18 protein-coding genes are annotated in these 24,399 nt (G+C 63.9%); 10 read left to right on the top strand and 8 right to left on the bottom strand.

The window, feature by feature from the left end; translation table 11 throughout:
- Positions 1-19: 19 nt before the first annotated feature.
- The gene (ppsA, locus tag IAE33_RS05430; protein WP_201162716.1) at positions 20-2,395 is read right to left on the bottom strand and encodes a phosphoenolpyruvate synthase; all 2,376 of its coding nucleotides are present in this window, start codon (positions 2,393-2,395) and stop codon (positions 20-22) included.
- A 176-nt stretch (positions 2,396-2,571) separates the two neighbouring features.
- On the opposite strand from ppsA, the gene ppsR reads away from it, so the two are divergent.
- Complete coding sequence (gene ppsR / locus IAE33_RS05425; RefSeq protein WP_028632418.1) at positions 2,572-3,390, top strand: posphoenolpyruvate synthetase regulatory kinase/phosphorylase PpsR; 819 nt, start codon at positions 2,572-2,574, stop codon at positions 3,388-3,390.
- A gap of 403 nt (positions 3,391-3,793) precedes the next feature.
- On the opposite strand, the gene IAE33_RS05420 is transcribed toward ppsR, so the two are convergent.
- Positions 3,794-8,659 carry an NAD-glutamate dehydrogenase gene (locus tag IAE33_RS05420; protein WP_201162714.1) on the bottom strand — a complete coding sequence of 1,622 codons (4,866 nt, stop codon included), beginning with the start codon at positions 8,657-8,659 and terminating at the stop codon, positions 3,794-3,796.
- Between the two features lie 274 nt (positions 8,660-8,933).
- Between IAE33_RS05420 and IAE33_RS05415 the strand changes: the two genes are divergently transcribed.
- Positions 8,934-9,287: a hypothetical protein gene (locus tag IAE33_RS05415; protein ID WP_201162712.1), complete on the top strand. Its 354-nt coding sequence runs from the start codon at positions 8,934-8,936 to the stop codon at positions 9,285-9,287.
- Positions 9,288-9,290: 3 nt separating this feature from the next.
- On the opposite strand, the gene IAE33_RS05410 is transcribed toward IAE33_RS05415, so the two are convergent.
- Positions 9,291-10,196 (bottom strand): LysR family transcriptional regulator, encoded by a 906-nt coding sequence (locus tag IAE33_RS05410; protein WP_201162710.1) that lies wholly within the window; start codon positions 10,194-10,196, stop codon positions 9,291-9,293.
- 123 nt (positions 10,197-10,319) lie between these two features.
- Here IAE33_RS05410 and lysA point away from each other — a divergent pair, with 123 nt between their 5' ends.
- From lysA to IAE33_RS05385, 5 genes are all read left to right on the top strand, one after another.
- Positions 10,320-11,555, top strand: a complete 1,236-nt coding sequence (gene lysA, locus IAE33_RS05405) for a diaminopimelate decarboxylase (RefSeq protein ID WP_201162708.1) — start codon at positions 10,320-10,322, stop codon at positions 11,553-11,555.
- A 189-nt stretch (positions 11,556-11,744) separates the two neighbouring features.
- The gene (locus IAE33_RS05400; RefSeq protein ID WP_201162706.1) at positions 11,745-12,467 is read left to right on the top strand and encodes an AraC family transcriptional regulator; all 723 of its coding nucleotides are present in this window, start codon (positions 11,745-11,747) and stop codon (positions 12,465-12,467) included.
- A gap of 81 nt (positions 12,468-12,548) precedes the next feature.
- Positions 12,549-13,964 carry a TolC family protein gene (locus IAE33_RS05395; RefSeq protein WP_201162704.1) on the top strand — a complete coding sequence of 472 codons (1,416 nt, stop codon included), beginning with the start codon at positions 12,549-12,551 and terminating at the stop codon, positions 13,962-13,964.
- A gap of 66 nt (positions 13,965-14,030) precedes the next feature.
- A complete protein-coding gene (locus tag IAE33_RS05390; protein ID WP_201162702.1) occupies positions 14,031-15,173 on the top strand; it encodes an HlyD family secretion protein in 1,143 nt (380 codons plus the stop codon).
- The gene (locus IAE33_RS05385; RefSeq protein WP_201162700.1) at positions 15,163-16,677 is read left to right on the top strand and encodes a DHA2 family efflux MFS transporter permease subunit; all 1,515 of its coding nucleotides are present in this window, start codon (positions 15,163-15,165) and stop codon (positions 16,675-16,677) included. Before IAE33_RS05390 ends, IAE33_RS05385 begins: the two co-directional genes overlap by 11 nt.
- 47 nt (positions 16,678-16,724) lie before the next feature.
- Here IAE33_RS05385 and IAE33_RS05380 read toward each other — a convergent pair whose 3' ends face one another.
- Together IAE33_RS05380 and IAE33_RS05375 are read right to left on the bottom strand one after the other, a co-directional pair.
- Positions 16,725-18,026 carry a cation:dicarboxylate symporter family transporter gene (locus IAE33_RS05380; protein WP_201162698.1) on the bottom strand — a complete coding sequence of 434 codons (1,302 nt, stop codon included), beginning with the start codon at positions 18,024-18,026 and terminating at the stop codon, positions 16,725-16,727.
- A gap of 67 nt (positions 18,027-18,093) precedes the next feature.
- Complete coding sequence (locus IAE33_RS05375; RefSeq protein WP_201162696.1) at positions 18,094-19,449, bottom strand: class-II fumarase/aspartase family protein; 1,356 nt, start codon at positions 19,447-19,449, stop codon at positions 18,094-18,096.
- A gap of 118 nt (positions 19,450-19,567) precedes the next feature.
- Between IAE33_RS05375 and IAE33_RS05370 the strand changes: the two genes are divergently transcribed.
- From IAE33_RS05370 to IAE33_RS05360, 3 genes are all read left to right on the top strand, one after another.
- Positions 19,568-20,314 carry a GntR family transcriptional regulator gene (locus IAE33_RS05370; protein ID WP_201162694.1) on the top strand — a complete coding sequence of 249 codons (747 nt, stop codon included), beginning with the start codon at positions 19,568-19,570 and terminating at the stop codon, positions 20,312-20,314.
- A 17-nt stretch (positions 20,315-20,331) separates the two neighbouring features.
- Entirely contained in the window at positions 20,332-20,787 is a 456-nt protein-coding gene (gene soxR, locus IAE33_RS05365) for a redox-sensitive transcriptional activator SoxR (protein WP_201162692.1), read from the top strand.
- 113 nt (positions 20,788-20,900) lie between these two features.
- Entirely contained in the window at positions 20,901-21,149 is a 249-nt protein-coding gene (locus IAE33_RS05360) for a CsbD family protein (RefSeq protein WP_028632405.1), read from the top strand.
- 44 nt (positions 21,150-21,193) lie between these two features.
- Here the strand turns inward: IAE33_RS05360 and IAE33_RS05355 are convergent, their stop codons facing one another.
- The 3 genes from IAE33_RS05355 to IAE33_RS05345 all read right to left on the bottom strand — a co-directional run bounded on the left by IAE33_RS05355 (position 21,194) and on the right by IAE33_RS05345 (position 24,248).
- Positions 21,194-21,466, bottom strand: a complete 273-nt coding sequence (locus tag IAE33_RS05355) for a PepSY domain-containing protein (protein ID WP_028632404.1) — start codon at positions 21,464-21,466, stop codon at positions 21,194-21,196.
- An 82-nt stretch (positions 21,467-21,548) separates the two neighbouring features.
- Positions 21,549-22,775 (bottom strand): MFS transporter, encoded by a 1,227-nt coding sequence (locus IAE33_RS05350; protein WP_201162690.1) that lies wholly within the window; start codon positions 22,773-22,775, stop codon positions 21,549-21,551.
- A gap of 171 nt (positions 22,776-22,946) precedes the next feature.
- Positions 22,947-24,248 carry a T6SS phospholipase effector Tle1-like catalytic domain-containing protein gene (locus IAE33_RS05345; RefSeq protein ID WP_201162688.1) on the bottom strand — a complete coding sequence of 434 codons (1,302 nt, stop codon included), beginning with the start codon at positions 24,246-24,248 and terminating at the stop codon, positions 22,947-22,949.
- Positions 24,249-24,399 lie beyond the last annotated feature (151 nt).

Here is a 24,399-nt window from a genome sequence, read left to right as displayed (position 1 = left end):
TGCCCCGCGTTTCGTTGGATCAGGCTGCGCCCTGGCCTTCGGCCAGGTAGAACCAGGTTTCGAGCACCGAGTCCGGGTTCAGCGACACGCTGTCGATGCCCTGCTCCATCAGCCATTTGGCCAGGTCCGGGTGGTCCGATGGGCCCTGACCACAGATGCCGATGTACTTGCCGGCCTTGTTGCAGGCGGCAATGGCATTGGCCAGCAGCTTTTTCACCGCGGGGTTACGCTCATCGAACAGGTGGGCGATGATGCCCGAATCACGGTCCAGGCCCAAGGTCAGTTGGGTCAGGTCGTTGGAACCGATCGAGAAGCCGTCGAAATACTCGAGGAACTCGTCGGCCAGAATGGCGTTGGACGGCAGCTCGCACATCATGATCACGCGCAGGCCGTTATCGCCACGGGCCAGGCCATTCTCGGCCAGCAGGTCGACCACCTGGCTCGCTTCACCGAGGGTGCGCACGAACGGCACCATGATCTCGACGTTGGTCAGGCCCATCTCGTTGCGCACCCGCTTGAGCGCACGGCACTCGAGCTCGAAGCAGTCACGGAAGGCTTCGCTGATGTAGCGCGAGGCGCCGCGGAAGCCCAGCATCGGGTTCTCTTCTTCCGGCTCGTACAGCTTGCCGCCGATCAGGTTGGCGTACTCGTTGGACTTGAAGTCCGACAGGCGCACGATGACCTTTTTCGGGTAGAACGCCGCTGCCAGGGTGCTGATGCCTTCAACCAGCTTCTCGACGTAGAAGCCGACCGGGTCATCGTAGCCGGCGATGCGTTTGTCGACGCTGTCTTTGAGCTCGGGCGGCAACCCGGCGTAGTTCAGCAAGGCCTTGGGGTGCACGCCGATCATGCGGTTGATGATGAACTCCAGACGTGCCAGACCCACACCGGCGTTTGGCAACTGGGCGAAGTCGAAAGCACGATCGGGGTTGCCGACGTTCATCATGATCTTGAATGGCAGCTCGGGCATGGCATCGACCGAGTTCTGCTTGATATCGAAGCCCAGCTCGCCCTCGAAGATGAAACCGGTGTCGCCCTCAGCGCAGGAAACCGTCACACCCTGGCCGTCCTTGAGGATCTGCGTGGCATTGCCGCACCCGACCACCGCCGGAATACCCAGCTCACGGGCAATGATCGCGGCGTGGCAGGTACGCCCGCCACGGTTGGTGACGATGGCACTGGCGCGCTTCATCACCGGCTCCCAGTCCGGGTCGGTCATGTCGGAAACCAGCACATCACCCGGCTGGACCTTGTCCATTTCGGACACGTCGTTGATGACGCGAACCTTGCCTGCACCAATGCGCTGGCCAATGGCACGGCCTTCGACCAGTACGGTGCCTTTCTCTTTCAGCAGGTAGCGCTCCATCACGTTGGCGCTGGAACGGCTCTTGACCGTTTCAGGGCGCGCCTGAACGATATACAGCTGGCCGTCATCACCGTCCTTGGCCCATTCGATGTCCATCGGGCGCTGGTAGTGCTGTTCGATGATCATGGCCTGCTTGGCCAGCTCGTTTACCTCGGCATCGCTCAGGCAGAAGCGCGCACGCTCGGCACGGTCCACGTCGACGGTTTTCACCGAACGACCGGCCTTGGCCTCGTCGCCGTAGATCATCTTGATGGCCTTGCTGCCCAGGTTGCGACGCAGGATGGCCGGGCGGCCGGCCTGCAGGGTGTTCTTGTGCACATAGAATTCGTCAGGGTTCACCGCACCCTGCACCACGGTTTCGCCCAGGCCGTAGGCGCCGGTAATGAACACCACGTCACGGAAGCCGGACTCGGTGTCGAGTGTGAACATCACGCCGGCAGTACCGGTTTCCGAGCGCACCATGCGCTGCACGCCGGCCGACAGGGCTACCAGCTTGTGGTCGAAGCCCTGGTGCACGCGGTAGGCGATGGCGCGGTCGTTGAACAGCGAGGCGAACACTTCCTTGGCCGCACGGATGACGTTGTCGACACCGCGTATGTTGAGGAAGGTTTCCTGCTGGCCAGCAAACGAGGCGTCTGGCAGGTCTTCGGCAGTGGCCGACGAGCGCACGGCCACCGCCATGTTGTCGTTGCCCTTGGACATTTCGGCGAAGGCGGTGCGGATCTCGGCATCCAGGCGGGCCGGGAATTGCGCATCCATCACCCACTGGCGGATCTGCGCACCGGTCTTGGCCAGGGCATTGACATCGTCTACGTCCAGGGCGTCCAGCGCAGCGTGGATCTGGTCGTTCAGGCCGCTCTGCTCGAGAAAGTCACGGTACGCCTGAGCCGTAGTGGCAAAGCCGCCCGGCACGGACACGCCGGCACCGGCAAGATTGCTGATCATCTCGCCCAGGGATGCGTTCTTGCCCCCCACATGCTCCACATCATGGACGCCGAGCTTTTCGAGGGAAACTACGTACTCTACCAAGGTGATCTCTCCACTAACTGTATTGGAAAAGCTCAAGGGCGCCGCCTGCCATCGTTGACTGGGCCGGACGCTTGTGGCCTGTACCTGGAAAATAAGTGAGAATGCCAACAGCAGCATTCGGCAAAGCGAACTTATCATATCCAAGAAACGTCATCATCTTAAGGCCCAGATCGCAAATGAAACGAACCGCGTTCTTCATCTCCGACGGCACCGGCATCACTGCCGAAACCCTGGGCCAGAGTCTGCTCGCGCAATTCGAGAGCATACCGTTCAACAAATTCACCCGTCCGTACATAGACTCGCCTGAAAAAGCCCGCAGCATGGTGCAGCAGATCAATACCGCTGCCGAACGTGATGGCGTTCGCCCGATCATCTTCGACACCATCGTCAACCAGGACATTCGCGAGATCCTGGCCACCTCCAACGGCTTCATGATCGATATCTTTTCATCGTTCCTGTCGCCGCTGGAGCAGGAACTGACCGCCCACTCGTCCTATTCGGTGGGCAAATCCCACTCGATCGGCGGCAATTCCAATTACATGGAGCGCATCGAGGCGGTCAACTTCGCCCTGGACAACGACGATGGCGCACGTACCCACTATTACGACAAGGCCGACCTGATCCTGGTGGGCGTGTCGCGCTGCGGCAAAACGCCCACCTGCCTGTACATGGCCATGCAGTTCGGCATCCGTGCAGCCAACTACCCGCTCACCGAAGACGACATGGAGCGCCTGCAGCTGCCACCGGTGCTGAAAAAGCACCATAACAAGCTGTTCGGCCTGACCATCGACCCCGACCGCCTCACCGCCATACGCCACGAGCGCAAGCCCAACAGCCGTTACTCAAGCTTTGCCCAGTGCGAGTTCGAGGTGCGCGAGGTCGAGAGCCTGTTCCGCCGGGAGAACATCCCGAACATCAATTCCACGCATTTTTCGGTTGAAGAGATTTCCGCGAAGATTCTGGTGGAGAAAGGCGTGGAGCGCAGGTTCAAGTAAGCCTGGGCGAACCGTTTTGCATTCACATGCTTCGATGTAGGCCCACGGCGAGATTGTCTGAGGGCCGGCTGGTGTTCGCCGCAACAGGGGCTGCGCTTATAAGATCGAGCGCCGCCCGCGCGGCGCATCGCGAGCTGCGCTCGCTCCTACGTTTGTTTCGGGCCAATTATTCCTGGGGCATTTGCGCGCGTACCCCTTAGCGCAAGACGGGGTATCGTGTCGCACGCACCTGGTGGTCGAGCGCGCCCGCTACAGGCGTGACTGGCCCGAAACAGACGTAGGAGCGAGCGCAGCTCGCGATGCGCCGCGCTAGCGGCGCTCGGCCTCACAGGCGCTGCAACCGTGACGGCGAACGAAAAAGCCCCGGCATCACTGCCGGGGCTTCCTCATTGCAGCTATATCATCAGGACGGCAACACGGTCGCCTGCCCGCTCATGGCCAGGTCGACCAGTTCGCGGTTGGCCACCGCGTACATCGCATAGTCGTGCCCTGTGGCACTGCGCAGGTCGTCCAGCATGGCACGCCAGCGCTCCACCATCACCCGGTGCTGCTCGGCCCACAACGCCACCCGGGCGTCCATGTCCTGCGGTGCATCGACCATCTGCAGCACAGAAATGGTGATCGCCCGCTGCTGCAGGTCGATGTCGTCACGGAACGCCTCACGCGCCAGCGCCTGCCAGTTGTTCTCCACCGGCAGGTTGCTGATTTCCTGCAGATACCAGGTCAGGTCCAGGGCGCTGCCCACGGCGAAGAACGCCTTGGCCACCTGCGCCGGTTCATGGCCGGTGACATCAGCCGCTTCGATGATCGGCAGCAGCGTGTAGAGGTGGCTGGTACCGGCGACCATGCGCGCCAGTAGCTCAGGCACGCCGGCATCGACAAAGCTCTGGTAGCGAACCATCCAGCGTTCCCGGGTCGGGCCCTCCAGCAGTTCGTCCAGCTTCAGCCCCAATTGCGCGATCTTCGGCCCGAAGTGCGCGCAATCGCGCCCGGCGTCCTGCTCGTTGCGGCGGCTGCGCAGGAACCAGCGGGTAGCACGGCGACCCAGGCGCATCAGCTCGTCCATCAGGGTCAGCTGGACCTCGGCAGGCACCTGGTAGTCCAGCGCCTCGATCTGGCGGAACCAGTGCGGCAGGTGGAAGATGTCACGCACGATCACATAGGCACCCGCGACGTTCGCCGGGCTCATGCCAGTGGACTCCTTCAGGCGCTGCACGAAGGTGATGCCCATGTTGTTGACCAGGTCATTGGCGATCTGGGTGCTGACGATTTCGCGCTTCAGACGGTGACGGCGCATGGCCTCGGCGAACTTGCTGACCAGCGACGGCGGGAAGGCGGTTTCCATGTCGCGGGTCAGGTAGTCGTCATCCGGCACCTGGGACTTGAGTAGCTGCTCCTTGAGGTCGATCTTGCTGTAGGAGATCAGCACCGACAATTCCGCACGGGTCAGGCCCTGCCCCGCGGCCAGCCGTTCGGCCAGCTGCTCTTCGGACGGCAGGAACTCGATGGCGCGGTCCAGCTTGCCCCGGGCTTCCAGGTCTGCCATCAGGCGCTTGTATTCGGCAATGCGCTCGCGCACCCGGCGGGCCGCCAGCGACAGCGCCTGGGTCTGCTTGTAGTTGTTGCCCAGCACCAGGGCGCCCACTTCGTCAGTCATGCTGCCCAGCAGCTGGTTGCGCTGCTTCTCGGTCATGTCGCCACCCTGCACCACTTCGTTGAGCAGGATCTTGATGTTGACCTCGTGGTCGGAGCAGTCCACGCCGCCGGCGTTGTCGATGAAGTCGGTGTTGGTAGCACCGCCGTGCAGGCCGAATTCCACCCGGCCAAGCTGGGTCATGCCCAGGTTGCCGCCCTCGCCTACTACCTTGCAGCGCAGCTCGTTACCGTTGACCCGCAGTGCATCGTTGGCTTTGTCGCCAACGTCGGCATGGCTTTCACTGCTGGCCTTGACGTAGGTGCCGATGCCGCCGTTCCACAGCAGGTCCACTGGCGCCTTGAGCAGGGCGTTCAGCAGCTCGGTGGGGGTCAGCCGGTCGGCTTCGATGGCGAAACGCTCCTTCATCTGCGGGCTGATGGCAATGCTCTTGGCACTGCGGGGGAAGATGCCGCCGCCTTCGGACATGATGCTGGTGTCGTAGTCGGTCCAGGCCGAGCGCGGCAGCTCGAACAGGCGCTTGCGCTCGACAAAGCTGGAGGCCGGCTCCGGGTTGGGGTCGATGAAGATATGCAGGTGGTTGAACGCGGCCACCAGTTGCAGCTTGTCAGACATCAGCAAACCGTTGCCGAACACGTCGCCGGCCATGTCGCCCACGCCGATGACAGTAACCGGGTCTTTCTGCACATCAATGCCGCGCTCACGGAAGTGGCGCTGCACACCCACCCAGGCACCCCGGGCGGTAATACCCATTTTCTTGTGGTCGTAGCCGGCCGAGCCGCCCGACGCAAAGGCGTCGCCGAGCCAGAAGCCGTAGTCGATGGCAATGCCGTTGGCGATGTCCGAGAAGGTGGCCGTGCCCTTGTCGGCCGCCACCACCAGGTAGGGGTCATCGTCGTCGTGGCGCACCACGTTGGCAGGCGGCACCACGCCACCGTCCTTGAGGTTGTCGGTGATGTCCAGCAGGCCGGAGATAAAGATGCGGTAGCACGCCACGCCTTCGGCGGCGATTTCGTCACGGCTGCCACCCAACGGCAGGCGCCGGGGCAGGAAGCCGCCTTTGGCACCCACCGGCACGATGACCGAGTTCTTCACCTGCTGCGCCTTCACCAGGCCCAGCACTTCGGTGCGGTAGTCTTCTTCACGGTCCGACCAGCGCAGGCCACCGCGGGCCACGTTGCCGAAGCGCAGGTGCACGCCTTCAACACGGGGGGAATAGACGAAAATCTCGAACTTGGGCACCGGTTTGGGCAACTCGGGCACCAGCCTCGGGTTGAACTTGAAGCTGAAGTAGGCCTTGTTCTGGCCGTTGGCGTCGGTCTGGTAGAAGTTGGTGCGCAAGGTGGCCTTGATCAGGTCCAGGTAGCGCCGCAGGATGCGGTCTTCGTTGAGCACCTGCACGTCATCCAGTGCGCTCAGGATGGCCTGCTCGAGGCGCTGCTGCTTGTCATCCAGGTCGTCCAGGGTGAGCTTGCGCGCCAGGTAGAAGCGCGTCTTGAACAGCCGGGTGAGCTCCCGCGCGATATCGGTGTGGTTATTCAGCGTGCTGGCGATGTAGCCCAGGTCGAAGCCCAGGCGAATCTGCTTCATGTAACGGGCGTAGGCACGCAGCAATGCCACGTCACGCCATGGCAGGCCGGCAGTCAGCACCAGGCGGTTGAAGGCGTCGTTCTCGGCATCGCCGCCAACGATGTGGATAAAGGCATCCTGGAAAGTATCGTTGAGCTGCTGGATATCCAGGCTCAGGCCTTCGCTGTAGGTGAAGGCAAAGTCGTGGATCCAGTACTCGCGGCCATTGGCATGGCGCAGGCGGTACGGGAATTCACCCAGCACGCGCAGGCCGAGGTTCTCCAGGATCGGCAGCACGTCGGACAGCGCCAGCGGGGTGTCCGCGTGGTACAGCTTGCAGTGCAAGGTGCGCTCGCCCACCCGGGTCAGCGGCTGGTAGAAGCTCATGGCCAGCGGCTTGCTTTCAGACAAGGCCAGCACGTGCTGCAGGTCGACCACTGCCGAATGCGCGGCGAAGCGTTCACGGTAACCCGCCGGGAACCCTTTGGGGAAATCGGCAAGGATGTTGGTGCCCTGGGCCTCGCCGAAGTTTTCCACCACCAGCGCAGAGAAGTCGTCCTGCCACGAACGGCAGGCCTGCACCACTTCGCGCTCAAGCTGCTGCGGGTCGATGTCGATGCGGTTTTTCGGGTCCACCCGCAGGATCAGCTGCACACGGGCCAGTACCGACTCGGAGAAGAACGTCCAGAACTCGCAGTCGCTGGCCTTCAGGCGCTCCATCAGCACCTGCTGGATCTTCTGCCGCACTTCGGTGGAGTACACCTCGCGGGGGACGTAGGCCAGGCAGTAACAGAAGCGCCCATAAGGGTCCTTGCGCAGGAACACGCGGATCTTGTTGCGCTCCTGGATCTGCACGATGGCCATGACCGTGCTGAACAGCTCATCGATCGGGGTCTGGAACAGGTCGTCACGGGGCAGCACTTCCAGTACCTGGGCCAGCTCCTTGCCCAGGTGTGCCTTGGCGTCGAAACCGGAACGGCGCTCCACTTCGGCAACCTTGCCGCGGATGTAGGGGATGGCATGCACGCTCTCGCCATACACCGACGAGGTGTACAGGCCCATGAAGCGGTGCTCCTTGAGCACCCGGCCGTCGGCGTTCAGCTGGCGGATGGACACATAGTCCGGGTACGCCGGGCGGTGCACACGGCTAGGCAGGGCAGCCTTGGCGAACGACAACAGCAACGGCTCGTTCAGGTAGGCTACCGCGTAGTCTTCAATGCGCAGCTCTTCGGCCGTGAGGCCCACCCGCAGGCGCCGGGGCAGGCCCAGGAACGACTGTTCGTCATACACCATCTGGCCGCCATCGGCGGTTTGCTGGACGGTGAACTCTTCGTAGCCCAGGAAGGTGAAGTGGTTGTCCAGCAGCCATTCGAGAAACGCCGTTACCTCGGCTTTTTCGTGCTGTGCAGGCCCGAACGCGGTCTGCTCGACCTGGGCAACCACCTCACGCAACTTGGCCTTCATCGGCTCGAAGTCGGCCACCGCAACGCGCACTTCAGCCAGCACCTGCTCTATCTCGCGGGCCAAGACATTCAGCTCGGCGGCGTTCGCGCAGCGGTCAATCTCCAGGTACATCAGCGACTCGTGGCCAACGCCTTCGCCCTGGCTGCCTTTTGGCAGCAGTTCGAGCAGTTCGCCCTTGGCGCCACGGCGCACGCTCAGCACGGTGGTTTGCAGGGTATGAATGCTGTAGCCGCGGCGGTTGAGCTCGGTGCGTACCGAATCCACCAGGAACGGCAGGTCGTCGTGCAACACCTCGACCACGGTATGGGTCGATTGCCAGCCATTGCGTTCGTATTCGGGGTTGTACACGCGCACCACGGGCTGGGCGGGGTCGAACCGCTCGATGACGCGCCAGGCCGAGAGGGTGCAGCCGGCCAGGTCGGAAAGCCTGCGCTGGGTGAGTTCGTCCAGTGAGATGATGCCGAAGAACTGCTCGGCGAACAGCGCCACTTGTGGCAGGGACTGTTCGCTGATGTGCTGCGCCAGGGCCGCTTGCAGTTGATGCTGGAAGTCGGCTTTGCTGGCTGCGGTGAAGAACGCCATCTGTGGTACTCCGCTTGGGCTTTGTAGTAGTTGAAGCGTCGCTGCGTGCGCCATGCACGGGTCTACCATAGCCAACCCGTGCCAAGGCGAACGGTGAAATCAGGCGTTGAACGTGCGCAGGCACGCCCAGGGCTGGGCGAAGCTTACCGACTGACCGGTCATCAAGGCTTGCAGCGCTGCGACAATTTCGTTCAAGGGGCGGTAACTTTACGTTTATGCCTACCAGCAAGACTGTCAGAATTCCCTTCCGTTTCCTTTGATCCGAGCCCTTGCCATGCAAATCGATACCGCCCTGCTGTTCGCTACCCCTTGCGATGACGAGGAAGACAACATGGCTACCCTGTGCTGCCACAGTGACAAGGGCCAGATGTTCCTGCTGACCCGCTACCCGGACGAAGACACGGTGGACCTCACCCTGGACGACGAGCCATCGACCCTCGATGGGCTGAAAGTGACCCTGAGCGCCCGACGCCTGCTGATCGAAGTGGCCGCCGGCGACCGCGATGCCCTGAAGGGCGATGAGGTGCTGCAGATCAACCTGACCAGTGAGTTGAGCGACCTGGATGAGGTCAGGCAGACCCTGGAAAACATCCTGGATGGCACCGGTACGTTTGTCTGCGACCTTTGATGCCTAGCGCAGGGCAAGCTGCATCTGCCGGGCCTGCTCGCGCAAGGCTTCGCAGAACGGCGCCACGGCTGTGGAGGCCGGGCGGTGGTCTGGCCGGATCAACATGACCTTGTAGGGCACTTGCACCTGTAACCTTCTGATCGGCAACCCAGCCTGCGCCGCCTCCAACCCGCTCAACGGGTTGATGATCGCCACGCCCAGGCCTTGCCTGACCATCGCGCACACGGATGCCGCACTGGTGGTTTCGATCACCGTACGCCGGTTTACCCCGGCCGCGCGGAACTGCTGGTCCAGGCGCTGGCGGTACGTGTCGAGGCTGGCCAGGTTGATGAAGTCGACCTCGTGGAAGTCACTGAGCGCGAGCTCGGCCTTGGCCTGCAGCGGGTGATGCTCGGGCAGCACGCACACCATGCTGGCGCTGAACAGCAACTCGCCATACGCGCCACGGGGCACCTGCTCGATTTCTGTCAGGCCAAGATCGTGCTGCTGGGCAACCAGTGACTCCTCCAGCAGCGGTGACTCCTGCGCCAGGATGCTCACGCTGACGCCCCGGTGCTGCTGATGAAAGCGCTGGCAGGCTCGGGGCAATAACGTTTGCGAGAACAGGGGCAGGCAAGTGATGGCCAGCCGGCCTTGCTCGAAGTTGCGGATGGCCTGGGCGAAGCGATCGATCCGCTCCAGCCCCACATACGCCCGCTCCACCTCCTGGATCAACAACAGCGCCTGGGCAGTGGCTACCAGCCGGCCACTTTCCCGCTCGAACAGGTGCAGCCCCGAAACCTGCTCCAGGCGAGCAAGCTCGCGGCTGACAGTAGGCTGCGACGTGAACAGCAGCCGCGCGGCGCCCGTGACGCTGCCGGCAGTCATGATGGCGCGAAACACTTCGATGTGGCGGGCATTGAGTGGCATGGCAATCCCGGGAGTAATAGACGGGCATATCCAAAATGAATGATTAACAAAAGAAAAGCTATTTTTATGAATTGAAGGTTTCGCCCATGCTGCTTACCTTTGCCACCTATGAAGAACCTGACCATGACTGCACCCTTCACCCTGCTTGCCGACGCCGTTCGCCAGCATGGCTCGCCGCTTTGGGCCTATGACGCCGCCGCCATCGCCGAGCGCGTCAACCAGTTGCAGGTGTTCGACACCGTGCGCTTTGCCCAAAAGGCCAACCCCAACCTGCATGTACTGCGCCTGATGCGTGCCCACGGGCTGGTGCTGGATGCCGTATCACTGGGTGAAATGGAACGCGCCTTTGCCGCGGGCGCTCGCGTGGATGGCGAACCTGCCGGGGTGGTGCTGACCTGCGATGCACTGGACCGGGCCACCCTCGAGCGCGTGGTGGCCGAGCACATCGAGGTGAATGCAGGCTCCATCGACATGCTGCGCCAGTTGGGGGAACGTTCCCCAGGGCACCGGGTGTGGATCCGCATCAACCCGGGTTACGGGCATGGGCACAGCCGCAAGACCAATACCGGCGGTGAGAACAGCAAGCACGGTATCTGGCACGAAGAACTGGACGAGGCACTGGCGTGTATCCGCGCCTACGGTTTGCACCTGGTGGGCGTGCACATGCACATCGGCTCCGGGGTGGATTACCAGCACCTGGAGCAGGTGGCCAGGTCGATGATCGAGCTCGTGGGCCGCCTGGGCACCGATATCGAGGCGTTTTCCATCGGCGGCGGGCTGTCCACGCCGTACCGCAGCACGGACAAACCGGTTGACCTGCAGCGCTATGCGCAAACCTGGGCCGTTGCCCGCAAGGAAGTCGAAGCCATGCTGGGCCACCCCGTGCGCATGGAAATAGAACCCGGGCGCTTTCTGGTAGCCGAGTCCGGTTACCTGGTGGCTGAGGTGCGCGCCGTGAAGCAGGTGGGGCGCAACACGTTCGTCATGATCGACGCCGGCTTCAACGACTTGATGCGCCCGGCCATGTACGGGGCCTACCACCGCATGACGCTGCTGGACGCAAACGGCCAGCCCGTGGAGCGCCCACGGCAACCGACGGTCGTCGCCGGGCCGCTCTGCGAATCGGGTGACGTATTCACCCAGGACGAGCACGAGCTGACGCCACAGGACCTGCCCCAGGCCCAGGTGGGCGACCTGCTGGTCATTCATGATGCCGGCGCTTACGGGGCGTCCATGTCGTCCAACTACAACAGCCGGCCGCTGCTGCCAGAGTTCCTGATCGAAGCCGGCACGTTGCGGATGATTCGACGCAGGCAGACCCTCGAGGATCTGCTCAAACTGGAATCTGAATGCCACTAAACGCTTTGGGCGAACGCGTAGGCGGTTCGCCCAGCCTTGCTTGAACAGTGCGCAGCCAAGCAATTGAACATCACTGATCGCTCCATTGAAGCGATATTTGATCAATAAACCCTACGTATCAGACATTCTGAGCAATCTTGAGCAGCTTTGACAGGCTTACAATTGGATCCATTATTGAGGATCCCCTGCATGCAAACGCTTGAAATGGACTACACCCACGGCGATGTCGTCGCCAGTCACTGCCACGCCCATGACCAGTTGATCTACGCGGCCAGTGGCGTGGTGCATGTCAGCAGCGAGCGCGGCAACTGGGTGATTCAGGGCGGCCATGCGCTATGGATGCCAGCCGGGGTCAGCCATGGCATTCGCACGGAGGGCGTGGTGTCCATGCGGTCCCTGTTGCTTGAAGCGCAGGTCGAAACCTGCCAAGTAATCGTGGTATCAGGCCTGCTGCGCGAACTGATACTCGCCGCCTCGCGCATGCTGGGCGTACAGGATGGCGACCACGTGCGGGCGCTGATCCTGGCCGAACTGGCCGGTGCCGTGCGCGTCGATACCTTCATCCCAATGCCCCGTCATGCACGCCTGCGCACCTGGTGCGAACGCTTCCTGCAGGCCCCCGCCCAGGACCTCACCCTGGAGCAGTGCGGCCAGCAGTTGAACATGAGTGCGCGCAACGTGGCCCGGCTGTTCCAGCGTGAACTGGGCATGTCCCATGGGCAATGGCGAGCCAGGGCGCGGGTAATGCTGAGCCAGCAACGCCTGGCGGCTGGCCAGCCCATTCTCGCTGTCGCCCTGGACCACGGCTACCAGAGCGCCAGCGCCTTCGCGGCGATGTTCAAGCGCATCCTTGGCTACGCCCCCAGCCAATGCCAGAACCCCCGCCCTGGCGAGCGCACATTGTCCTGCTGACGCGCAGGGTTGTCCCGCTTGCGGCAGCGCCGCCCGTTGCGCTCTCGCTAACCTCGCATCACACCTTCCGAGAGCGTCGTGATGCGTTTACTGCCAACCCTGCCCTCCCCCACACGGCTGTGCACCGTGATCGGCTTGAGCCTGCTGGCAGCCTGCGCCCGGCAGCCTGCACCCGACCTCACGTTCGCAGGCAGCCTGCCCAACCCGCTGACTGATACCTCGGCTAGCATCAGCCAGCAACCAGTGCCTGAGCGGTGGTGGCAGTTACTGCGCGCCCCGCAACTCGACCGCTGGGTCGAACAGGCCCTCGCCAACAACCAGGACCTGGCGCAGGCCAAGGCGAACCTGCAGGCCATGCTGGCAGGTATGGGTGAACTCCAGGCGCAGCGCCTGCCTGCCACCTCGCTGAACATAGCCGCCACCTACGGCAAAAGCACCGATGACCAGACCCTCGCCGAGGCGACCCATACCCATGCTGCGGCCCAATGGCAGTTCAGCCCCGGTGTCGAGCTGGCCTACCAGGTGGACGCCTGGGGCCAGGTGCAGGCCGCCATCGAGCGGGCCTCAGCGCACGCGCAGGCGAGCGCGGCGGCCCACGACCTGCTGCGGTTGCAGGTAGTCGCCCAGACCACCCGGGCGTACGTGCAACAGTGCGTCTACCAGGCCCGAATAGCAGCCGCGCACCAAGCCCTGAGCACGCTGGACAACAGCGTATGGCTCAGTGATCGTCAGCGCCAGGCTGGCGCCGCTACCGCACTGGACAGCGAACGGTTGCTCAGTCTGCGTGACCAGGTGCGGGCACGGCTGCCAGTGCTTGAGGCCGGGCGCGACATTGCGCAGTTCGAGCTGAGCATGCTGGGCGGGCAGGCAACCGTTCAGGCGCAGCCGCCCTGCACAGCCATCCCCAGGCTCACAGGCCCGTTGCCAGCCGGCGATGGCTGGCACCTGCTTGCGCGCCGGCCGGACGTGCGCCAGGCCGAACGTGAGTTGCAGGCCGCGAGCCTGCAAACGCAGATCGCCAAGGCCGACCTGTATCCCAAAGTCAGTTTCGGTGCCCAACTCAGCGCCTCAGACCACCGGCTGGGCAATCTGGGGGGCAGCCGGGCGATTACCTTCGGCATCGGCCCGTTGATCCACTGGGAATTCCCCAACCTCAAGGCCAACCGGGCCCGCCTGGGCAAGGCCCAGGCGCTGCAGCAAGCCCAGGTTGCCCATTACCAGAGCGTGGCGCTGGGGGCTCTGAAAGACGTCCGCCAGGCGCTGGCGCGCCATGACGCCACGCAGCAACGCCTGCAGGCACTGGCCAGTGCCCTGGCGCATAGCAAGCGCGGCTATGACCTGGCCCGCAGCAACCACCGTGCTGGCACCGTGGACGGCCTGGCACTGCTCGACAGTGAGCGCGAGCTGATCCGCCTGCAAGACCGCCACATCGCCGCCCAAGGCAGTGTTGCCAGTGCCCAGATCGAGTTGTTCCGCGCACTGGGCGGCGGCTGGTAAGCCTCGTCCCCGGACGGTAGTTCCGTGCAACACGCCCGCAACAGTCTCACCCAGGAAGCAACCACCATGAATGCTGCCGCACAAACCTCCACACCGGCGTCTACCGAGCCCCAGGCCCGCAGCCTGGCAAGCAGGCGCCTGATGTCAATGACTGCCGGTGCGGTGGGCCTGCTCGCCACGCTGGCGTTTACCTTTTACTGGGTGACCACAGGCCGCTACCTGGAAAGCACCGATGACGCCTATGTGCGTGCAGACTGGGTAGCACTCAGCCCGCGTGTGGCCGGTTATGTGGCCAAGGTGGAAGTGAACGACGACCAGCCGGTGAAAGCGGGCGATGTGCTGATACGCCTGCAGGCACGCGACTATCGCGCCCGCCTGGGCAGCGCCATGGCCGCCGTGGCAGAAGCCAAGGCGGCAGTCACGGCTGCCCGGGCCCATCAACAGGTGGCGGCCGAGCGCATCAACCAGCAACAACAGGCTGTGCTCCAGGCCGAAGCAGCCGTACGCAGCGCCCGGGCCGAACGCCAGCGAAGCCAGCTGGACCTGCAGCGCTACCGCGGCCTGGTGCGCGACGAAGCCGCCACCCGGCAACGGCTGGAAAGCGCCAGCGCCCAGGCCAGCCAGGCGCTGGCCACCGAGCAAGGCGCCAAAGCAGCCTGGCGTGAGCAGCGGGCGCAGCAGCGTGTGGCCAAGGCCCTTGCCGCTCAGGCCGATGCCACACTGGAGCAATGCCAGGCTGCCCTGGCCCGTGCCCGCGCAGAACAGCAGTTGGCCGAGCTTGACGAGCAGGACACCGTTATCCGCGCCCCGATCGACGGCGTCGTCGGCCAACGCCGAGCGCGTGCCGGCCAGTACGTGGTGCCCGGCCAGCCACTGCTGGCGGTTGTGCCGTTACAGCAGGCCTACGTGGTGGCCAACTACAAGGAAACCCAGTTGACCCGTATGCGCCCCGGGCAAGCAGTGCGCATTCAGGTGGACAGCTTCGCCGGTAAGCCACTGCAGGGGCACGTGGCGAGTTTCTCGCCTGCCTCGGGCAACGTCTTCGCCCTGCTGCCGTCCGATAACGCCACCGGCAACTTCACCAAGATCGTGCAGCGCTTTCCCGTGCGCATCCTGCTCGATTCACCGCTGCACGGCCCACTGCGGCCAGGCATGTCGGTGGTGGCCACCGTGGATACTCGCGATGCGGAGCCTGCCGATGCGCCCTGAACCTGCAGTGCCGTTGCGTGCCTGGGTGGCCGTGCTGGGGGGCCTGTTCGGCTGCTTCATGGCGGGCATGAACGTGCACGTCACCAGTGCTGCCCTGCCGGAAATTCGCGGCTCGCTGGGCGCCAGCTTCGAAGAAGGCTCATGGATTTCCACCGCCTACCTGGTGGCCGAGATCGTGATGATTCCGTTGACGGCATGGTTGGTGGAGGTGTTTTCGCTGCGCAGGGTGATGTGGACCGGCTCCCTGATCTTCCTGATCGCCTCGGTGGCCTGCTCTTGGGCGCCCAACCTGGAGGCAATGATTGCCATTCGGGTTATCCAGGGTGCCGCCGGGGCCGTGCTGATCACGTTGTCGTTCCAGCTGATCATCACCGAACTGCCACCCAGCCGCGTGGCCATGGGCATGGCGCTGTTCAGCCTGGCCAACAGTGTGGCACAGGCGGCAGGCCCGTCCATCGGCGGTTGGCTGACCGATGCCTACTCCTGGCGCTGGATCTTCTACCTGCAGCTGTTCCCCGGCATCGCCCTGCTGATGGCCATCGCCTGGTCGATCGACGCCAAACCCATGCAGTTGCAGTTGTTGCGCAAGGGTGACTGGCCTGGCATCGCGGCCATGGTGATCGGCCTGGGGGGCCTGCAGGTGGTGCTGGAGGAAGGTGGCCGGCTGGACTGGTTCGGCTCGCCCTTCATCACCGGCATGAGCGTGGTGTCGGCGGCCGCCCTGGTGGTGTTCGTGGCGACGCAGTTGCTTGGCCGCCGCGCCTTCATCAACCTGCGCTTGCTGGGCCGCTACAACTTCGGCGTGGCCAGCCTGGCGATGTTCATCTTCGGTGCCGCCACGTTTGGCCTGGTGTTTCTGGTGCCCAACTACCTGTCCCAGATACAGGGGTTCAGCGCCCACGATGTCGGGGTCACCCTGATTGCCTATGGGGTTGTGCAATTGGTGCTGGCGCCGCTGATGCCGCGGCTGATGGGCTGGACCAGTGCCAAATTCATGGTCGCCAGCGGCTTTCTGATCATGGCCCTGGGGTGCTGGCTGGGGGCCAGCCTGAGCGCGGACAGCGCCGACAACGTGATCATCCCATCCACGGTGGTGCGTGGCATCGGGCAGCCGTTCATCATGGTGGCCTTGTCGGTACTGGCCGTGGCCGGGCTGGACAAGCGGGAAGCCGGCTCGGCGTCTGCGGTGTTCTCGATGCTGCGCAACCTGGGCGGTGCCATTGGTACCGCAGGGCTGACCCAACTGGTGGCGAGCCGCGAGCGCTTTCACAGTGCGCGCATCCATGAGCACGTGACGGTATTCGAGCCCCAGGTGCAGGCCCGCCTCGGCCAAACGGTGCCCACCTGGCTGCCCCACCCGCAGCAGATGCTGGAAGGGCTGGCCGGGACCATTCGCCGCGAAGCCTACCTGATGGCCTACAGCGACGCGTTCTACCTGGCGTGCCTGGCACTGCTCGGCTGCGCGCTGGGGGCGTTGTTGCTCAGAACACGCCCGGCCAGCTGAATGCCTGGGGCGCAAGCGCCCCGGCACGTTTTGCTGGGTGAATCATGTCAAAGCACGGCACCTGGCGCTCGGCCCAGCACGCGGGTGTATTCCTCACGCGCCGACTGCTCTGTGAACTCCCCCGCCCACTTGGCCACCACTACGGTCGCCACGCTGTTGCCGATGGTGTTGCAGGCTGCCATGGCCATGGACATGAAGCGGTATACGCCAAACAGCAGTGCCAGCCCTTCCACCGGCAGTATACCGATGGCCGTCACCGTGGCGGCGAACACCACAAAGCTGCCACCGGACACGGCGGCGGCGCCCTTGGAGGTCACCAGCATGATGGCCAGAATACCCAGTTGTTGCTCCCAGCCCAGCGGCACACCGTAGGCGTTGGCGATAAACAGCACGCACATCGACATGTAGATGGACGTACCGTCGAGGTTGAACGCGTAACCGGTGGGCAACACCAGGCCAACGCTCTGCTTGGAGCAGCCGAAGCGCTCGAGCTTCTGCAGCAAGCGCGGCAATGCGCTTTCCGACGAGGCCGTGCCCAGCACGATCAGGATCTCGTCCTTGATATAGCGCAGGAAGCGCCACAGGCTGAAGCCCGAGAGCCGGCACACGGCGCCCAGCACCACAAACAGGAAGAACGCGATGGCCAGGTAGAACATCAGCACCAGGTTGGCCAGCGACATGAGTACGGCCGAGCCATTGCTGCCCACCGCATAGGCAACGGAGCCAAATGCACCGAGGGGGGCGAACTTCATGATCAGGTTGATGAACTCGAAGAAGCATTCCGATACCCGGTTCAGGCCGTCCTCGATCACCACCCGGCGCTCCTGCTTGAGCGCCAGCAACGCGAAGCCGAACAACACCGCAATCACCAGCACCTGCAACAACTGCCCGCCGGCGAAGGCACCGACGAAGTTGTCGGGGAAGATGCCGTAGATGAACTCGACCGTGGACGTGGGCGCATGCCCTTTGGCCACCGCTGCGCTGGCCGCCGCCGTGGCCGCCCCGCTGGCGTGGGCCCCGTGCATGCCGGAGCCGATGCCGATCAGGTTGCCCCACAGCAGCCCCAGCGCCAGGGCAAAGGTGGACAACAGCTCGAAGTACACCAACGCCCGCCAGCCCACCTTGCCGACCCGCTTGATGTCGCCGGCGGAGGCAATACCGTGCACCACGGTGAAGAACACCAGGGGTGCTACGGCCGTCTTGATCAACTTGAGAAAGATGTCCCCGAGCATCTTGAACTTGGCAGCGAGTTCGGGGGCGATGAAGCCGAAGGCAATACCGAGCAGCATTGCCGCCAGCACCTGGAATGTGAGGTCCTTGTACAGCGGCTTTTTCGAAGTGGAAGCCATGGTAGCGTTCTCATTGTTTTTGTAGGAAGTCACCCGTCATGGCCCGACCTGGCCGGGCAGCGGGCTTTCAGCGGGGTACGGCAGCGGGCCAGGCCAGTGCCTGGTCGACCATCTGTGGCGCCAGGCCCAGGTAGTTGCCCGGGTCGCACAGGTGCTCCAGCGTTGCCATGTCCAGGCGCGCAGTCGCTTCACCCTGGGCCTTGAGGGCTTCCAGCAGGCTGATGCCCTGGTCGTTGGCCAGGCGGCAGGCGGCATACACCACGTCATGCGCCACCTGGCGGCCCAAGGCCGGGGCAAGCCCCATCATCACGGCTTCGGCAACGATAAGGCCCTGGGTCATGTCCAGGTTCTTGCGCATGCGCTCGGTGCGCACGTCCAGCCCGGCCAGCATGAACCGCGCCTGGCCCAGGGAGGCGGCGGTCAGCGCGAACGCTTCGGGTATGGCGATCCATTCGGCCTGCCATGGGCCGGTGGAGCGCTCGAAGTCCTGGATCATGGCATCGAGCATCAGGCCGGCCTGCTGGCGCACGCCCTTGGCCGCGGCGTACATCAGCTCGCAGGAGATGGGGTTGCGCTTCTGCGGCATGGTGCTGCTGGCGCCGCGGCCCTTGACGAACGGCTCGTAGGCTTCGCCCAACTCGCTGGTCATCATCATCATGATGTCCAGCGCCACCTTGCCCAGCGAGGCGCTGACCAGGCCCAGGAAGTTCAGCGCTTCGGCCAGCCCGTCGCGCGCCACGTGCCAGGTAGCCTGCGGTATGCCCAGGCCCAGTTCGTCCATCAGCGCGGCCTGCACCTCCAGGCCTTTGTCACCCAGCGAAGCCAGGGTACCGGCGGCACCGGCGAACTGTCCCACTTCTACCCGTGGGCGCAGTTGCACCAGGCGCTCGGCATGGCGGTCAAACATGCTCAGCCACACGGCACACTTGTAGCCAAAGGTGATGGGCAGCGCGTGCTGCAGGTGCGTGCGGCCGGCCATCGGCGTGTCACGGTAACGCTGCGCCAGCTCCGCCAGCAGGCCGCGCACGGCCTGGATATCCCGGCCGACGATGGCCAGTGCAGCGCGTACTTGCAGCACCACGGCAGTGTCCATGATGTCCTGCGTGGTGGCGCCCCAGTGCACGTAGCGGCCAGCCTCGCCACACAGCTTGGACAGCTGCTCCACCAACGGCAGGATCGGGTAGCCGACAATCTCCGTTTCATGCTGCATCAGCGCCAGGTCCAGGTCTTCGTAGCGCGACAGCCGGGCGATCTGGGCGGCCGCTTCGGCAGGCACCACACCGCAGCGCGCTTGGGCCTTGGCCAGGGCTACCTCCACTTCGATGTACCGCTCGATCAGCGATTTGTCTGAGAACACGGCACGCATTTCGGCAGTGCCGAACATGTCGCGGAACAGGGTGGAGTCGAAAACAGTGGTGGACATGGGCTGGAATCCTGAAATGTTATTTTTTGACCGTACATATATTTAATGTACGTACATAATTCTTGCCTCGTCGCTGTTACACTGTCAACCAACGAAATTTGCGAGACAGACCAAAGGTATGAACAAGGCGCGCTATGCCATCGTGGCCAAGGATTTGATGGAGGCCATTGCCAGCGGCCGCTACCCGGTGGGCGGCTTGCTGCCCACCGAGTTCGAGCTGTGCGAGCTGTACAGCGTGAGCCGCCACACGGTGCGGGCGGCGATTGACCAGTTGCTGGGCCAGGGCATGGTGTCGCGGCGCAAGCGCGTGGGTACCCGGGTCGAGGCCAGCAGCCCGCGTGGTGGTTACTCCCACTCGCTGGCCAGCATTGCCGACCTCGCCCACCTTGCCGAGACCCAGCAGCGGGAAATCCAGAACGTGCGTCACTTTGTGGCGGACCTGAGCGAGGCGGCCCGGCTGGGCCTGGTGCCGGGCGAGCATTACTTCTGTGTGTCCAGCATCCGTGTAGACCACCAGCAGAACGCCGCGCCGCTGTGCTGGACGGATGTGTACGCGCAACGGGACTACGAACAGGTCATCGAGAAGGCTCAGGCAAACCCCGATCAGCTGATTGCAGGGCTCATCGAGCAGCACTATGGCCGGGTGATCGCGGTGGTGGACCAGCAGGTACGGGCTGTGGTGCTCAGCGCCGAGGTGGCCCGTGCCCTGAAAGCCGAGGTTGGGGCGCCCGGGCTTGAGATCATCCGCCACTACCGTGAAGAAAACGGTGATTTGATGGCAGTTTCCGAAACGGTCCACCCTGCCGACCGTTTTAGCCTGGTGACGCAGATGCGCCGGGACCGCTCCCCCTCACCTGCCCCCTGACTCTGGAGAAAAGACGCATGGCAGCGGATAAAACCCGGATGCTGACGGTGGGCGAAGTGGCCAGGCGCAGCGGCGTGGCCGTATCGGCGTTGCACTTCTACGAAAGCAAAGGCTTGATCGCCAGCACCCGCACGGCTGGCAACCAGCGCCGCTACCCGTCCCTGGTGCTGCGCACGCTGGCAATCATCAAGGTGGCCCAACGTACCGGCATCGCCCTGGAAGAAATCAAGCGCGCCCTGGGGCGCTATCCGCCCAACAGCAAGCTCACGGCCGCCCAGTGGAGCGAAATGTCCAGCGCCTGGCGCGAAGACCTGAACAGCCGCATTCGCATGCTCGAGGCCTTGCGCGACAACCTCGACAACTGCATAGGCTGCGGCTGCCTGTCACTCGATGAATGCCCGCTGCGTAACCCGCAGGACGTACTGGGCCAGCAAGGCAGCGGAGCGCGCCTGCTGGAAGACAAGGCACGCTGACGGCGAGATGGCCAAGGCTGCACCGATTACGCTGAGTTTGAACCATTCCACACCCTGGGCGCCCTAACCTTGTGCTGTTAACCCATGCCGTTCAGAGAAAGGATGACCAAACCATGAAGCGCGAACAGATCGAAGGTGTAGCAGAGAATCTTGCAGGCAAGGCACAGAGCGCTGTGGGCCGGCTGGTAGATGACCCGGCACTGGAAGCCGAAGGCGAAGGCCGCCAGGCGGCAGGCCAGGTGACCAAGAGCTACGGCGATGCCGTGGATTGCGTGTCGACCTTCGTCAAGGAAAAACCCATTGCCGCACTGGCAATTACCGCAGCCATCACCCTGGTGGTGTCGCGCCTGCTGCGCCGCTGATCGAACGCACCAGGCCCGCACGACTGCGCGGGCCTGGCACCTGATCAGTCGTCCAACTCATCCTTGACGATGCGCCCATCGCGAGGGTCGACCTTGAACTCATACTGCTTGCCATCGGCCTTGATGCCCTCACCTTCCCAGTGACCATCGTCTGCCTCGATCTTGGTGATCTGGGTGTAGCCAGCACCTTTCAGGGCCGCCTCGGCCTGGTCTTTGTTCACTTTCCAGTCAGCGCCAGGCTGATCAGCCCAGGCCGAAGCGGCGCCCAGGGTGCCAATCAGGGCAAGGCCAGTGAACAATTGCTTGATCGCTTTCATGACGCACATCCTTATCGAGTGGTGTAAAGATGCGACCGGGCAGCATTGCGCAACGTTCAGTTGGATGGGGCTGCCACTTCGATCAGCCAGGCTGCCCAGCCAACTCATTGCTGACACCACGCCCCAATACCAGCACGGTCACAAAGCCGCACCCTGCAAGGGCAGTGGCCATGCTCAGCAATACACCGGTGCCCAGGTGGTCGACCACCTGGCCGCCAAAGAACGACCCCACCGCGATAATCACCTGGAACATGGCCACGAACAGCGGCATGCCCCGCTCCACATCCTTGGGCGCGACCACGAACATCCAGATGTTGGCGCACGCGGGGAACGCGCCGAAGGCGAAGCCCCACAGGGCAATCAGCATCGCCGCACCGCTCATGCCGGTGGCGAAGTGCGGGAACAACGCGGTGCTCAGCGCAATCAGCAGCGCTACCAGCAACAGGCTGTGGCGCACGCTTCGGTTGGCAGCGAACCCTGCAAAGATATTGCCCATGAAGCCGGCCACCCCGTAGAGCAGCAACAGTGAACCGATCGTGGGCCCGTCGAAACCCGCACTTTGCTTGAAGAACGGCGCGACGTAGGTGTAGGCGGCAAAGTGCGCCATGCCTATCAGCAGCACCGCAATAAGGCCGACACGCGCCTGCGGGTTGATGAACAGCGCGGGCAAGTCACGCACGCGGATGGCCTGCTCCGGCATCAACCGTGGCAGCAGGAACACCTGGGCCAACAGCACCGGCACCCCGACCAGTGCGGTTACCAGAAAGGTCATGCGCCAGCCCATCAAGCCACTCAGCCAGGTACCTACCGGTACGCCCACCACCGTGGCCAGCGTGACACCGGCCATGATGATCGAGTTGGCCTTGGCCACGCCCATGCCATCAGGTGCCAGGCGGCCGCTCAGCGCGATGGCGGTTGCCCAGAAGCCGCCGATGCTCACGCCCAGCAGCACGCGGCCAAGCAGCAACAGGTGGAAGTTGCCGGCGAAGGCCACTATCGCGTTAGCCAGGATCATCACCAGCGTCAGGCCGATCAGCAGGTAACGACGATCCAGCCCGCCGACCCCTACGGAAATGGCCGGTGCCGCCAGGGCTCCCATGATACCGGGCAAGGTCACCATCAGCCCGGCAAGGCCGGCACTGATGCCCAGGTCGTTGGCCACATCGTTGAGTACCCCCACCGGCAGGAATTCACTGGTCACCAGGGCGAATGCGCCGACGGCGACCGAAAGAATCGCCAACCACTGTTGGGTCAGGCTCTGTTGATTGTGCTCGGGCAGACCGCGAGGGGCCGGGCTGGCGCTTGGCATTGGGCAAAATTCCATTACAGGGCGCCTGGAACAGGCGCAAGGCGGGTGACATCAGGGGGGTGATTGTAAAGGGCTGGGGGGCAGAGCCGGAGGCACGCCAGTCGATAGTATTCATCAACGTGATCGATAGGTGGCGCCAACCCCGGCGCTCAGCCGCGCCCCGAACAGCCGCTAGACCGGGTTGGCAAGTATTACCCGGCCCGCCGCCGCGGGCCGGTTGATGAACAACGCGTCGAGTGCACTGCTGCGCAGCCCTTTGAGGGCATTCCAGTGCGCCGATGTATGCACGTAGCGGGCTTGCAGCAGGCGGGCTTCGGCGGCGTCCAGCCCCAGCTGCTTCTGCTCGCCCAACGCGTAAGCATGCAGTTTGCGACTTATGGCATGCAAGTCTTCAGGCACCTGGTGATGCGGGTCATTGCCCAGCGGCGCGAGGGGTACGCCGGCCCGCAGCGCCAATGCATGCATGATGCTCAGGTACACCCGCGACAGATGCCCCGCCACGTCTCGTGCCCGGCTCAGCGCCACATAGACCTGTTTCTGTTCCTCGCCCCGCGCGCCGCCGGGGATGGGGTGCTCCCAGGTCACCAGTTCCGGGGCCGGATCGCCCAGTTTGCCAGCCAAGCCACCCTGCAAGGCGGCCACTCTGGCGTAGGCACCCGTGTTCTCGACACGCGCGGCCAACGGCACACGCTGTGACTCGGGTTTGCACAGCAATACCTGCTCATGGATCGTGTCCGGGTAGCCCCCGCCGATGTTCGAATGCACGCCCGGCAACCGGATGTCGTGGCCACTGAGTACCAACGGGAAGTTGTGCCGCTGCTCATCGGCAGCCACCAACTGCACCACCTGCCGGGCAATGCCGGCACTCAGGCCCAGGCGCAGGCCACCCAGGCGTTCGTCAGCCGGGTCGAAACCGCCTTGTAGCGGTGCGATGATGGCCGCCACCGTGTCGAACAGGCCGACGAAATTCACATTCACAGCGCAGTTCAGCGGTACCGCACCGCGATCGTGCAGCAGGTTGGCCAGGTGCCGCGCCGCTGCGGCGCCACGGCTGAAACCAAACAGGTCGAACGCCACGCACTGCACACTGGCGTGCGGGTGCTGCTGCCGCCACTGCGCCAACGCCCGGGCGATGTCGGCCAAGGTATCCTCCACCCGCGCCTGCACCCCGCTACGGCCGCGGCCGGTCGCCGACGAATACGCATCGTCCGCCTCCCCGGCCTGGGTGCCGATACCGGCCACGTAACGTTTGAAGCACACTTGCAATGGCTCGCCCCGCAACGAATGCACCGGGTAGAGCGCATGCAACAGGGCCACATTGGTCAGGGCGCTCTCGTAGCTCGCGCCTTTCCCGCCCTTGGGTGGTGGCGCCAGCACGTTGTGCTGGTTGTTACCCGTACCGTCGAAAAACACGCCAAAGCGCAGCGTGACTGGGCTGGTTGATTCAAAGGTGGGGCTATCGGCTTTCATCATGGTCGCTCCTGCTCGCCTGAAAAGCACAAGCAAGCGCCGCCCCGCACCGCCCCGCTATCAGCCGATGCACCACCCTGGGCCGGACATTTCTGCAGTTGCCGGCGCACGGCCGCAGATAAATTTCCAAGCCGCCATTGGTCGCCGCCCCCCC

The sequence above is a fragment of the Pseudomonas sp. S60 genome, assembly GCF_016647865.1.
GTDB classification, from domain to species: Bacteria; Pseudomonadota; Gammaproteobacteria; order Pseudomonadales; family Pseudomonadaceae; genus Aquipseudomonas; species Aquipseudomonas parafulva.
This window is presented reverse-complemented; position numbering and strand designations above follow the sequence as displayed.